A 12630-nucleotide genomic window follows, 5' to 3' on the forward strand; every position below is an offset into this window, starting at 1 on the left:
GACGCTCGCCTCGCGCTCGGCGCGGGTGGACTCGGCCACCGCCTCGGCCGCCGACTGGTCGGCGGAGCGAGCCTCGGCGACCAGTGCGTCAACCCAGGTGGTGAGTGAGCCGTCGGCCATCACCGGAGCAAGGTCGTCGCCCGACCAGGCCTCGGGGAGTCGTTCGTCGGTGGCCTCGAGAATGCGGCTGACCACCCGGGACACTGCTCGTTGGAGCTCGTGGCCCTGACGGTGGAGCGAACGGGTGTGATCGCGGACCCAGCGCTCGATGTCTTCGAAACGCTGGGTGCTGAAGAGCTGTTGGAGCAGCGTGTGACGGTCTTCGGACTTCGCACGCAGGAACATCTGGAACCGGCCCTGCGGCAGCATGGCCACCTGGCAGAACTGGGTCATGTTCATCCCGATGAGACCGGTCAGAAGGTGGCCGGCCTCGTCGAGCCGGGTCGACGACATCACCCACTCACCGCTGACCCGCTCTTCCACGAGCACGGAGGCCTGCTGGGTGGTCAGGCCCGAACCGCGCTTCTTGGGCCGGACCCAGGCCGGGGTGCGCGTGATCCGGAAACGTCGCCCGGACAGGGTGGCCTCCAGGGAGACCCGGGGGGCCACACCCGGCTCTGCGGTGTCACATCGAAAGCGCTTGGCGTGGTTGCGGTCACCGGGAACGTCGCCGTACAGGGCGAAGCAGACGGCGTCGAGGATCGAGGTCTTGCCGGAGCCCGTCGGGCCGGTGAGCAGGAACAGGCCCGCGGAGGAGAGGTCGTCGAAGTCGACCGGGACGGTGCCGGCGAAGGGGCCGAACGCGGTGACCTCGAGATGGTGCAGGCGCATCAGCCCACCACCGCGTCGAGGTCGTGGTCGGGCGCACAGGAGTCACACGCATCGAGGAGCAGTGCCGACTCCTCCGCACTGGCCGGGCGACCGCGCATCTCACGGAGGAAGTCGACAGCGATGGCGTGGTCGGACTTGCCGGCTGCGGGGCGGGCCGAGGGGAGCGTGGCCGATCGTCCGCCGGCGGGCTCGAAAGAGAGCACCAGGGTGTGGGGGAACCTCTCCCGCAGCCGGTCCATCGCGCGGACGGGGCGCACGTCGTCGGTGATCGTGGCATGCACCCAGGCGTCGGCGTGACCCTCGAGATCGCCGCGCGTGAGCAGGGAGTCGAGGTCGCCACTGATCTTGGCCAGCGCACGGGGCACCGGCGCGTCGATGAACTCGGCGCCGGTCACCCCGGAGGCATCGAGGTCGACCAGCCACGAGCCCTTGCGGTGGCCCGCCTCAGAGAACGAGTAGGCCAGGGGCGATCCGCTGTAGCGGATGGACTCGGTGAGGGTGTGCCGACCGTGGAGATGGCCCAGCGCCACGTAGTCGATGCCCTCGAAGACATCGGTCGGGACGATGCTGACACCGCCGACGCTGATGTCGCGTTCGGAGTCACTGGGCTCCACGGGACGGGTCCCGGCGACGAACGCATGGGCCATCACGACGGACCGAGTGCCCGTCGGACGGGTGCGGAGGTCGGCGTGCACGCGTCGCATCGCCTCGGTGAGCGCGGCCTCGTGGCTGCGGCCCGCCAGAGCCCACGGCTCCCGGACCAGGTCGGGCTCGAGGTAGGGCAGCCCGTAGATCGCGACCGTGCCGTGCTCGTCGTCGAGGAGAACCGGGGCGCCGACCGACAGTGCGCTGGTGCGGACGAATACACCCGCGGCGTCCATCAGCTCGGCCCCGAAGCCGAGACGGTGCGCCGAGTCGTGGTTGCCGCTGGTCACCACGAGCTTCGCCCGGGAGCGGGCGATCCGGGTGAAGGTCTCGTTGGCCAGACGCACCGCATCGACGGGCGGCAGTGCCCGGTCATAGACGTCACCGGCCACGACCACCAGATCGACCGACTCCTGCTCGACGACCGCGAGCAGGTGGTCGACGTACGCAGCCTGGTGCCCGAGCATGCCTTCACGGTGGAAGGAACGCCCGAGATGCCAGTCGGAGGTGTGGAGGATGCGCACACCTAGAACCTAGAAGGCACCACCGACAGTCCCCGACATGCCACGCCCGGAAGTAGCCTTCGACCCATGGAGACCACCGTCACGAGGCTCGGATTCGCCCCGGTCAAGGGCACCCGGCACGTTGCCCGCGAGTCGATCACGCTGGACGCGCTCGGCCCCGTGGGTGACCGAGCCTGGTGCCTGATCGAGGGGGAGTCCGCACGCGTCCTGCGCACGGCCGACGCGCCTCTGATGGCGACCACGGTCGTGGCCGAGGGCACCGACCTGCGCGTGACCCTCGCCGACGGGCGCTGCGCTGCGGGGCCGGTCGTCCCCTCGGGCGAACCCGTGGCCGTCGACTACTGGACCCGCCGGATCCTGGTCACGCCGTACGACGGCGAGCCGGCCAGGCTGCTGGTCGCCCAGTCACGACGCTCGGCACAGCTGGCGCGGGTGAGTCGCGGCGACGTGGTCTACGGCGCTCCGGTCAGCATGCTCGGGACCGCATCGGTGCGTGACCTGGCAGGGCGTCTGGGGCGCCCGGAGCTGGTCGAGCAGTCGGAGCGGTTCCGCAGCACGATCCTCGTCGAGACCGACGAGCCGTGGGTCGAGGACACGTGGGTCGGTCACGACGTCTCCGTGGGCGAAGCGGTGGTGCACGTGACCGGTCGGATCGGGCGCTGTGGGGTGCCGAACCGGCACCCGGTCACCGCGGCCGCCGACGCGTCGATCCTGAAGGAACTGGCCGCCTACCGGCCGGCCAACGCCGCCGGGGAGCCCTGCCTGGCCGTCGACGCCGTGGTGGTGACTCCCGGGGTCATCCGGGTCGGCGACCCCGTTCTGCACACGAACGTCAGGAAGTAGCGAAGGCGGTGCGGATGGCCAGGCGCCGGCGCAGCTCGTCGGTCATGTCGATGAGGTTGCGCCGGACGGTCAGGTCGAGGTCAGCCCTCTCGAGCAGTACGTCAGCCTGTCCGAGCGTCTCCGAGGAGAGCGCGGTCAGCGGGAAGAAGTACTTCGTCACGTCGCCGAGCACCCAGCCCGAGTGGACGGCGGCAGCGCCGGGCAGCTCGGCGAGGTAGCGGTCGACGTACGGCGCGGTGAGCTCCTGCTGACCGTCGCGCCAGAGCCCGAGACCGCAGGCGATGAGCTCGTAGTTCGTGGCCGGGGCCCGGCCGGTGAACCGCTCCCACGCCCAGGCCTTCGCTTCAGGGTGGGGACGACTGGACACCGCGCGGGCGTGGTCGACGCGGGCCTTGGTGGTCGGCTCGGCCTCCAGCGCCGCGTCGAGCTCGGGGCGTCCAACGGCGTCGAGAGCGGCCAACCGGATCAGGATCCGCCAGCGCAGGTCGGCGTCGACCACGAGTCCTGCCGGCAGGTCGTGGCCGTCGACCCACCCGCGGAGGACCCCCACGTCGGCGCACGAGTCGACCGCGCCCTGGAAACCCGCCAGCTGCACCGTGCTGCCCGGCGCAGCGGCCCGCAACAGGGCGAGGCACGCGGCGTGCAGTCGTGCCCGCGCGGCGGCCGGGTCGTGGCTCAGGCCGGCGACCGTGCCGACCAGATAGGGAAGAATGGTCCGGAGGGCATCGTCATTGGTCTCTGTCGGCAGCGACTGCTCGCCCAGGCGTACGACGACCTCGGGGGAGATCCGGGCGTTGTGGAAGGCCGAACGCACCGAGTTCCAGATCCCGGAGCGGATGGTTGCGTCGACGGTGGTGGGCAGCAGCCGCTCGAACCCGGCGACGGACGCGTCGTCGACCATGGGCAGCGCCCAGGTCTCCATCGCCGGGTCGATCAGGAACGCCGCATCGCCCGGCACGGTGACCGGGACCTCGTCGGAGTCGACCAGGAGTCGGCTGGTGGACCAGCCGTTCGGCCCCGGGGTCGCCACCCGGATCGCGTGGTTGCGCGCCGACTGCTGTCCCATCGGCGCAGTGCGGCGGACAACTCCGGCGGCACGGTCGAGCTCGAGGGTGTCCGCGCCCGAGGTGCGCAGCCAGCTCTGGCTGAACGTCCCCAGGTCGACTGCGGACGACGTGCCGGAGCCGTCGAGCGCCCGCTCCCAGGAGGCGAAGAGGTCGTGCATCGTGGCGTTGCCGAAGCGGTGTCGCTCGAAGTGGTCGATCACGCCGGCGAAGAAGACGTCGTCGCCGACCGTGGCGTTGAGCTGCTTGAGGATCGTGGAGCCCTTGGCGTAGGAGATGCCGTCGAAGTCCTGCAGCGCCGCGGTGGCGTCGAACGCTCCGTTGCCGGCGACCGGGTGGGTGCTCGGCCTCTGGTCGGCGACGAGTCCCCACTGCCGGCGGGCGTACCCACTGTGGATCCACGCGTCGTCGTACTGCGTGACGTCGGCCGTGACCCGGTTGCCCATGTATTCGGCGAACGACTCGTTGAGCCACAGGTCGTCCCACCACTTCGGTGTGGTGATGTTGCCGAACCACTGGTGCGCCATCTCGTGGGCGACCGTGGTGGCCCGTTGGATGCGCTCACCACGGGTGACCTTGCTGGTGAACAGCAGTGGGTCGCGCAGCGTCACGCACCCGGGGTTCTCCATGGCACCGGCATTGAACTCCGGCACGAACGCCTGGTGGTAGTTGCCGAACGGGTAGCGGATGCCGAAGAGCCGGTGGAACTCGTCGAAGCACTGCTTGGTCATCGTGAACAGCTCGTCGGCGTCGGCGTCGAGGGCCGTGGCGATCGACCGGCGGGCACTGAGCGACAGCGGGACACCGGCGTGCTCGTCGTGGAGCACGTGGTAGGACCCGGCCACCAGGGTCACGAAGTACGTCGACAGCGGGGGAGTGCGGTCGAACTCCCACGTGCCGGGCTCCACCTGCTGTCCGGGCGCGTTGCCGATGACCGTCCAGTCCCGGGGCGCCCGCACGTGGAACGTGAACGGTGCCTTGAGGTCGGGCTGGTCGAAGCACGCGAAGATCGACGGGGCCGCGTCCATGAACGACATCCCGTAGACGTAGTGGCGACCGTCCGCGGGATCGACACTGCGGTGCAGGCCCTCTCCGTCGTTGCGGAACGCCATCACCGCGTCGACGACGACCTCGTTCTCGCCGGCCTGGGTGGGCAGCACCACACGACCGCGTCGCACCTGGTCGGGGTCGAGGGCCGATCCGTTGAGGACGATGCGGTTGACCCTCGTGGCCTTGAGGTCGAGGAACGTCTCACCGCCCGTGCTGGTGAACCGGATCGTGGTGAGCGAGGCGAAGGTCTCCTCCTCGGCAGCCAGGTCCAGGTGGACGTCGTACGACGACACGTCGAGCTGGTCGAAACGAGCAATCGCCTCGGTCTGCTGGAGGCTGCGGAACGGGGCGGCGGAGGAAGTCACAGCGGCCACCCTACGAGGTGGTGCGTGGGGCGCCCGGTGGTGGCTGAGATCACCCCCCAAACGGTCATTGGTGCAGATTTCAACCTCTAGACTGTAAGAGGCATTCAGCCTGAAGGACTTGTTACACACGACCAGCGTCAATGACGACGCGAGAGGACACGAAGAACATGAAGGCGGAGCAGTACATCGCTCAGGGGATCGTTGCCGGGCGGACCCGTCCGACCCAGGACCCGGTCTGGGCGTGGGAGGCCGAGTTGGCGCGCGAAGAGGCGCGCCGCGAGCGTCGCCGGCTTCGTGGCCTCTGATCGACCACGTGTGAGCGCAGGGCCCGGGGTGGATCCCCGGGCCCTGCCGCATTCCCGCCGCGCCTGACATTTGTCATGCACCGGTCGTGATCCACGGCCGAGGTGACGGAGCCCGACAGCAGTCAGGCTCGTCCCATGACCTCACTGACAGCAGTCGCCCTGCGCGACGTGACCCGCCGCTTCGGCGACGTGGAAGCGGTGCGCGGCATCGACCTGACCCTGCGACCGGGCGAGATCGTCGCCTTCCTCGGTCCCAACGGTGCCGGCAAGACCACCACCATCGACATGATCCTCGGGCTCTCCCGACCCACCAGCGGGACGGTCGAGGTCTTCGGGCTGGAGCCACGGCAGGCCATCGCCCGCGGGCTCGTCTCCGCCGTGATGCAGACCGGCGGCCTGCTCAAGGACCTCACCGTGCGCGAGACCGTCGCCTACACGGCCAGCCTCTTCGCCGACACCCACCCCGTCGACGACGTCCTCGCCCGGGCCGGCATCACCGCGATCGCCGACCGCAAGGTCGCCAAGTGCTCCGGTGGTGAGCAACAGCGCCTGCGCTTCGCGATGGCGCTGCTCTCCGACCCGGCGCTGCTGCTGCTCGACGAGCCCACCACGGGCATGGACGTCGAGGGGCGGCGGGCCTTCTGGGAGTCGATCCGCGAGGACTCCGTCACCGGGCGCACCGTCCTGTTCGCCACGCACTACCTCGAGGAGGCCGACCAGTACGCCGACCGCATCGTCCTGGTCAGCAAGGGGCGGGTGGTGGCCGACGGTTCCGCCGCCGAGGTGCGGGCGCTGGCCTCCGGGCGCATGCTGCGCGCCACCCTCACCGGCGCCCGCGAGGCGTACGACGACCTCGTCCGGGTCGCCGGCGTCGAGTCGGTGGAGGTGCGGGGCGACCAGGTGCGCGTGCACACCAGCGACAGCGACGCGGTGGCCCGTCACCTGCTGCTCAACACCGACGCCCGCGACCTCGAGATCGTCGCGCAGGGACTCGAAGACGCCTTCCTCGAACTGACAGGAGCAGGACGATGAGCACCACCGTCACCGCCAGCACGATCGACCCGACCCGGCGCCGCGTGCCGCCCTACGGCGGGTTCAACCTGACCGTGCCTGGGATCGAGCTGCGGCGCATGCTCCGCAACCGGCGCACCATCATCTTCACCCTGGTCTTCCCCGCCGGCATGTTCCTGGCCTTCGGCGGCCAGGCCGACTGGAACGACGACGCCGGTCATGGCAACGTCGCGGCCTACGTCATGGTCTCGATGGCGCTCTACGGTGCAGCCCTCACCGCCGCCTCAGGCGGGGCGATGGTGGCGATGGAGCGCTCGGTGGGCTGGTCTCGCCAGTTGCGCCTGACTCCGCTGCACCCGGCGGTCTACATCTTGATGAAGGCGCTCCTGGCCCTGGTCCTCGGCGCGGTGGCGATCACCGTGGTCAACGTCGCCGGGATCGTGCAGGGCAGGCCGCACATGCCGGCCGGGATCTGGGTCGCGTGCGCGGTGCTGACACTCGTCTGCACCCTCGTGTTCGCGGCCCTCGGCGTCTTCATCGGCTACCTGGTGCCGGGGGAGAACGCGATGCAGGTGCTCGGCCCCGGCCTCGCCCTCTTCTCGTTCCTCGGCAACGTCTTCATCCCACTCACCGAAGGATCGACGATCTACCGGATCGCCGAGTTCACCCCGATGTTCGGTGTCGCCGAGATCAGCCGCTGGCCCCTGACCGGCGACCTCGGCTGGGTGGCCGTGGTCAACGCCGTGGTGTGGTTCGCGATCTTCGTGGGCGGTGCGGCCTGGCGGATGAGCAAGGACACCGCTCGCGTCTGAGACGGCTACGGTGACGAGCATGAGCGCACTCGACTCGCGTGAGGCCCCGCAGGTCAGGGACGCTCCCGGCCGGTGGGGCACCGTGTTCGCCGCGATCTGGCTGTTCTACCTGGCCGACCCGTTCGAGGTGGCCCTGGACCGACGCGACGAAACCGCCGGCTGGGTGGCGATCGTCGCGCTGGTGCTCTTCGCGGTGCTCTACCTCGTCGCGTTCCAGTGGATCCGCACCCGGCGCCTGCTGAGAAGCACCGGACAGCCGGTCGCCATCGGACTGTCCCTGCTCGTCGTCGAAGTGGTCCTGGCCCTGGGCATCTGTGTCGCGATCGGGCAGCACGGCGCCACGACCGTCGTCTACCTCGCCGTGCTGTCGGTCTTCTGCCTGCCGCCACGGGCTGGGATGGGCGTGGCACTGGCGCTGGGAATGTCGGCGTACGCCGCTGGTCTGTTCCTGCCCGGCTGGCAGGAGGATCGAGGGTTGTTGTTCGGTGCCCTCGCGGCAACGCTGGCCACCTGGGGAATCCGCAACGTGATCCGCCGCAACGCCGACCTGATCGCCGCCCGCGAGGAGAACGCCAGGCTGGCTGTGGCCGACGAACGCAATCGCTTCGCCCGCGACCTGCACGACATCCTCGGTCACTCACTCACCGTGATCACCGTCAAGGCCGAGCTCGCCCAACGGTTGATCGATGTCGACCTCGACCGCACCCGCACGGAGCTGGCCGACCTCGAACGACTCAGCCGCGACGCCCTGTCCGACGTACGCCGTGCCGTCGAGGGCTACCGTGACCTCACCCTGCCCGGGGAGCTGGCCCGGGCACGCAATGCGCTGGCCACCGCGGGGATCGCGCACGAGCTGCCCAACTCCGCCGAGCAGGTTCCTGGCGACCTGCGCGAGCTCTTCGCCTGGACCGTGCGCGAGGGAGTCACCAACGTGATCCGGCACAGTGCCGCACGCAGCTGCCGGGTGACCCTGGACGCGGCGAGCGTCGAGATCGCGGACGACGGGCGAGGCCCGATCAGCGACACTGTCGGCAACGGCCTGCGTGGCCTGCGCGAACGCGCCTCGGGCGTCGGTGCCACCGTCTGGACCGAGGCACCGGCTGACGGCGGGTTCGTCCTGCGGGTGATGGCGCGATGAGCACCCCGATCCGTCTCCTGCTCGCCGACGACCAGGCGCTGGTGCGCGGCGCGCTCTCCGCACTGCTCGGGCTGGAGCCGGACCTGGAGATCGTCGCCGAGATCGGCGCCGGCGACCTGGTTCTCGAGGCGGTCCGTGAGCACCGACCCGACGTGGCCCTGCTCGACGTCGAGATGCCCGGGCTGGACGGCATCAGCGCCACCGAGCAGGTGCGCGCCGAGGTGCCGGCGACGAGGGTTCTCATCGTGACCACGTTCGGCAGACCCGGCTATCTGCGGCGGGCACTGCTGGCCGGTGCATCCGGGTTCGTGGTCAAGGACACACCTGCCAGTCAGCTGGCCGACGCCGTACGCCGGGTGCACGCCGGGCTCCGCGTGGTCGATCCGGCCCTGGCCGCGGACACCCTGGTCGCCGGGGACTCACCGTTGACACCTCGCGAGACCGAAGTGCTTCGCGCCGCCCGCGACGGTGCCCGGGTGGCGGTGGTGGCCAAGCGGCTGCACCTCAGCGAGGGCACGGTGCGCAACCACCTCTCCGCGGCCATCGGCAAGACCGGGGCCGACAACCGTGGGGCCGCGGTGCGGGTCTCCGAGGAGAACGGCTGGCTCTGACATGCGCCGAGCCGGCCCGGGTTGACGCATACGTGGTCAACCCGGGCCGGCTCGGCGGGTGCCGCTGGGTGCGGGCCTCAGGCCTGCACGGTGAGCGCGAACTGAACGCCGCCCTCCTGGTCGACGGCGGCGTCGAGCACCTTGTCGTCGAGGGCCTCGGCCGCCTGCTCGTCGAGGAAGATGGTGGCGCCGTCCTGTTCCACCGTCTGGTCTCCCGGCTCGGGCGCTGGCGCGGCGTTGACCGCGAAGGCCTGCTCGGGGGAGTTGTCGCCGGTGATGCGGAGTCCTGCGGTCTCTTCACCGCCCTGGTTGGCGATGTCCTTGACGATCGTGCTGGCGTTCTCGGTGAGGGTGAGCATGGGGCTCTCCTTCGCTGATTGCGGGCATGACCCCACCACCATTGCGCGGCTCGGGACCACACGCAAACCGGCCGGGTCTGGCAGGCTCGTGGCCATGACTGGATCCGACACCTTGCGCAGCATCGATCTGACCCGCATCGGCGACGGCCGCTACAAGGCCACCAACGGTCGTGGGGGAGTGCTGCCCATCGGCAGCGGGGACGACCCGGACTTCACTCCCGTGGAGCTCCTGCTGGCCGCGCTCGCCGGCTGCAGCGCGATCGACGTCGACGCGATCACCGGCAAGCGCGCGGCCGCCCTCTCGTTCGACGTACGTGCGGAGGGCGACAAGATCCGCGACGATCAGGGCAACCACATGACGAACCTGAAGGTGACCTTCGACGTGGTCTTCCCCGAGGGCGAGGGCGGTGACGCCGCCCGGGAGTTCCTACCTCGCGCGGTCGCGATGTCGCGGGACCGGCTCTGCACCGTCAGCCGCACCGTGCAGATCGGCGGACCCGTCGAGTTCACGCCCGACTCGTGACCGGCTCTGACCCGAGCCCACCGGTCGGGATCGAGTGTGCTGTCGGCCCCGCATAGGGTGCCGCCCATGGCCCGACACCGCCGCACGCCGTGGACGACGGCGCAGATGCCTGCCCAGGACGGGCGGCGCTTCGTCGTCACCGGTGCCACCGGAGGCCTCGGCCTCGAGCTGACCCGGGCTCTGGCCACCGCCGGGGCCGACGTGGTGATGGCGGTGCGCAACACCGCCAAGGGGGAGCTCGGCGCCGAGCGGGTACGCCGAACCGGCGCGCGTGGTCGGGTGGAGGTGCGGTGGCTCGAGGTCGCCGACCTCGGCTCGGTGCACGCGTTCGCCAGCAACCTCGATCACGCCGACGTGCTGGTCAACAACGCCGGCATCATGGCGGTTCCCCGGTCGCGCACGGTCGACGGTTTCGAGTCCCAGATCGGCACCAACCACCTGGGCCACTTCGCGCTCACCAACCTACTGCTGCCGCGTCTCTCCGAACGCGTCGTCGTGGTCTCCTCAGCCTGGGACCGCAGCGGGCTCCTCGACGTGGACGACCTCGGCTTCGAACGTCGCGGCTACGCCCCGTATGCGGCGTACGCCCAGTCGAAGCTCGCGAACCTGCTCTTCCTCGCCGAGCTGCAGCGCCGCCTGGACGCTGTCGGCTCCCCGGTGCGGGCCACCGGCGCCCACCCCGGCTACACCGCGACCGGGATCCACGGGGGCACGGGGAGCAGGGCGTTCACCCGGTTGGGCGGCCTGGGCAACTCGCTGATCGGGATGAAGCCGTCACGGGGTGCGCTGCCGCTGCTGTACGCCGCGACCGAGGACCTGCCGGGCAACAGCTACGTCGGGCCGCACGGCCCGGGTGAGCTGCTGGGCCGGCCGACCCTCGTTGGACGCTCGGACATGGCGAAGGACTCGGACCTCGCCGACGCGTTGTGGCAGAGGTCCGAGTCGCTCACCGGTGTCGGCTTCCCCGACTGACCAACGCCGGGTCAGTCGTCGACCTCGTCGATGGTGACCGGCTCCTTCGGCGGGCCGTCGGGTCCGCCGGTCCCGGTGCCCTTGGCGGCGATCTTCTGCAGGATCTTGATGCTCGCGGTGTCGACCGTGCCGAAGACGGTGTACGCCGGGTCCAGGGCCGCGGAGGAGTCCTTGTAGACAAGGAAGAACTGGGATCCGTTGGTGCCCGGTCCGGCGTTGGCCATGGCCAGGGTGCCGGCTGGGTAGGTCTCCTTGCCGCTCAGCTCGTCGTCGAACTGGTAGCCGGGCCCACCCGAGCCGGTGCCGGTCGGATCGCCGCACTGGAGGACGTAGATGCCCTGCGTCGTGAGCCGGTGGCAGCTGGTGTCGTCGAAGTAGTCCTGGTCGGCCAGCGAGAGGAACGAGTTCACCGTGCAGGGTGCGGTCTTCGCGTCGAGGACCGCCTTCACGTCACCGGCGCTGGTCTCGATGGTGACCCGGACCTGACCGTTCTTCTTCGGCTTCGCTGCGGGCGGTGACACCTCCTTGGCGGGTGCACTTCCGTCGCCCGTGTAGGTGCAGGGGCCGTCCGCTGCCGGAGTGCTCGAGGAGTCGGTCGGTGTGCTCTGCGTGGTCGGTGTGCTCTGCGTGGTCTCGGGCGACTCCGAGGTCTGGACGGCCGGGTCACCGGCCCTGGTGTCGTCGTTGTTGTCACCGTCGTCGTCGGAGCAGGCGGTGAGGGAGAACAGGGTCAGGGCAGCCGCGACGGCCAGGACACGGCGTTGGGTGGGCTTCAGCATGCGGCGATGCTAGCCGCTGACTCCGTACGACGACCGCGGACGACCCACGGCCAGGTCATCAGCGCCCACACCCCCGCCACGATCAGCACCTCGAGGACGACGTACGACGGCCAGGGGCCCAGATAGTCGAGCAGGGAGCCGCTGCTGGGCTTGTGGTTGAGGAAGCCGTAGTTGGTGCCGGTGAAAGCGTTGAACGTGAACACGCTGATCGCCCAGGTCGCGGTGGTGGCGACAGTGGTGGCGTAGTCGCGCCAGGCGGGGCGCAGGCCCAGTCCCCAGATCAGGAAGATCGCGGCCCACACGATCAGGATGTGCATGCCCCAGAAGCCGATGTACTTCGGGTTGGGGAAGTCAGCGGTCAGCCACGGGGTGAGCAGCCCCTGCGTGGTCAGCACGAGCCCCCAGAAGTAGGCCAACGCGACGAAGAAGCGGTGGTGGGTCAGCAGTGCCAGCACTGCTGCCATCCAGGCGAAGTCGCACAGCTGCAGCGGCAGGGTGGTGTTGAAGGAGTACTGGCTCGGCATGAAGTCGACCAGCTGCATCGGGATCGTGAACGCCATGACCGCGACCGCGAAGCCACGACTCACACGGCTCCGGGTGACCTTGTCGTCCCGGACCGCGCGGCCCAACCGCACGATCGGCCAGACTCCGGCGGCGAAGAGGGCCAGCATCAGCAGGTGGGAGGTGCCGAAGGTCTGGAAGCTGGAGACGGCCAGCGGCACGAGTGAGGAGGTCATGGCTCCAGCGTTCCCCGCTCCGCCCGTCGCCACATGTGTACGAGTACTCAACCGCCCTGGG

At 70.0% G+C, this 12630-nt stretch carries 14 protein-coding genes; 8 read left to right on the forward strand and 6 right to left on the reverse strand.

Going from position 1 to position 12630, the window contains the following annotated elements:
* Both NJ4_RS24220 and NJ4_RS24225 read right to left on the reverse strand, forming a co-directional pair.
* On the reverse strand, positions 1 to 831 hold an 831-nt coding region (locus NJ4_RS24220; protein ID WP_157551336.1), incomplete at its 3' end, for an AAA family ATPase.
* Positions 831 to 2000 carry an exonuclease SbcCD subunit D gene (locus NJ4_RS24225; RefSeq protein WP_067441831.1) on the reverse strand — a complete coding sequence of 390 codons (1170 nt, stop codon included), beginning with the start codon at positions 1998 to 2000 and terminating at the stop codon, positions 831 to 833. The genes NJ4_RS24225 and NJ4_RS24220, both read right to left, overlap by 1 nt.
* 66 nt (positions 2001 to 2066) lie before the next feature.
* Here NJ4_RS24225 and NJ4_RS24230 point away from each other — a divergent pair, with 66 nt between their 5' ends.
* Positions 2067 to 2843, forward strand: coding sequence for an MOSC domain-containing protein (locus NJ4_RS24230; RefSeq protein WP_067441835.1), 777 nt, complete (start codon positions 2067 to 2069; stop codon positions 2841 to 2843).
* Here the strand turns inward: NJ4_RS24230 and pepN are convergent.
* Entirely contained in the window at positions 2833 to 5322 is a 2490-nt protein-coding gene (gene pepN, locus NJ4_RS24235; RefSeq protein WP_067441838.1) for an aminopeptidase N, read from the reverse strand. The two genes, NJ4_RS24230 and pepN, sit on opposite strands and share 11 nt — an antisense overlap.
* 140 nt (positions 5323 to 5462) lie before the next feature.
* Here pepN and NJ4_RS26155 point away from each other — a divergent pair, with 140 nt between their 5' ends.
* The 5 genes from NJ4_RS26155 (at position 5463) to NJ4_RS24255 (ending at position 9199) form a co-directional block, all read left to right on the forward strand.
* Positions 5463 to 5627, forward strand: a complete 165-nt coding sequence (locus NJ4_RS26155) for a hypothetical protein (protein WP_169799328.1) — start codon at positions 5463 to 5465, stop codon at positions 5625 to 5627.
* Positions 5628 to 5762: 135 nt separating this feature from the next.
* A complete protein-coding gene (locus NJ4_RS24240) occupies positions 5763 to 6659 on the forward strand; it encodes an ABC transporter ATP-binding protein (RefSeq protein WP_067441841.1) in 897 nt (298 codons plus the stop codon).
* Positions 6656 to 7450 carry an ABC transporter permease gene (locus tag NJ4_RS24245; RefSeq protein ID WP_067441844.1) on the forward strand — a complete coding sequence of 265 codons (795 nt, stop codon included), beginning with the start codon at positions 6656 to 6658 and terminating at the stop codon, positions 7448 to 7450. Before NJ4_RS24240 ends, NJ4_RS24245 begins: the two co-directional genes overlap by 4 nt.
* Before the next feature lie 19 nt (positions 7451 to 7469).
* On the forward strand, positions 7470 to 8588 hold the full coding sequence (locus NJ4_RS24250) for a sensor histidine kinase (RefSeq protein WP_067441847.1): 1119 nt from the start codon (positions 7470 to 7472) through the stop codon (positions 8586 to 8588).
* The gene (locus tag NJ4_RS24255; protein WP_067441850.1) at positions 8585 to 9199 is read left to right on the forward strand and encodes a response regulator transcription factor; all 615 of its coding nucleotides are present in this window, start codon (positions 8585 to 8587) and stop codon (positions 9197 to 9199) included. Before NJ4_RS24250 ends, NJ4_RS24255 begins: the two co-directional genes overlap by 4 nt.
* Before the next feature lie 77 nt (positions 9200 to 9276).
* Here the strand turns inward: NJ4_RS24255 and NJ4_RS24260 are convergent, their stop codons facing one another.
* Positions 9277 to 9558, reverse strand: coding sequence for a Fe-S cluster assembly protein HesB (locus tag NJ4_RS24260; protein ID WP_067441854.1), 282 nt, complete (start codon positions 9556 to 9558; stop codon positions 9277 to 9279).
* A 94-nt stretch (positions 9559 to 9652) separates the two neighbouring features.
* Between NJ4_RS24260 and NJ4_RS24265 the strand changes: the two genes are divergently transcribed.
* Positions 9653 to 10081, forward strand: coding sequence for an OsmC family protein (locus NJ4_RS24265; protein ID WP_067441857.1), 429 nt, complete (start codon positions 9653 to 9655; stop codon positions 10079 to 10081).
* A gap of 66 nt (positions 10082 to 10147) precedes the next feature.
* Positions 10148 to 11053, forward strand: a complete 906-nt coding sequence (locus NJ4_RS24270) for an oxidoreductase (protein WP_067441860.1) — start codon at positions 10148 to 10150, stop codon at positions 11051 to 11053.
* Between the two features lie 11 nt (positions 11054 to 11064).
* On the opposite strand, the gene NJ4_RS27015 is transcribed toward NJ4_RS24270, so the two are convergent.
* Both NJ4_RS27015 and NJ4_RS24280 read right to left on the reverse strand, forming a co-directional pair.
* Positions 11065 to 11832, reverse strand: a complete 768-nt coding sequence (locus NJ4_RS27015) for a peptidylprolyl isomerase (protein ID WP_067441863.1) — start codon at positions 11830 to 11832, stop codon at positions 11065 to 11067.
* The gene (locus tag NJ4_RS24280) at positions 11826 to 12569 is read right to left on the reverse strand and encodes a YwaF family protein (RefSeq protein ID WP_067441866.1); all 744 of its coding nucleotides are present in this window, start codon (positions 12567 to 12569) and stop codon (positions 11826 to 11828) included. Before NJ4_RS24280 ends, NJ4_RS27015 begins: the two co-directional genes overlap by 7 nt.
* Between the last annotated feature and the right edge of the window lie 61 nt (positions 12570 to 12630).

The sequence above is a fragment of the Nocardioides jensenii JCM 1364 = NBRC 14755 genome (assembly GCF_001552535.1).
GTDB classification, from domain to species: domain Bacteria; phylum Actinomycetota; class Actinomycetes; order Propionibacteriales; family Nocardioidaceae; genus Nocardioides; species Nocardioides jensenii.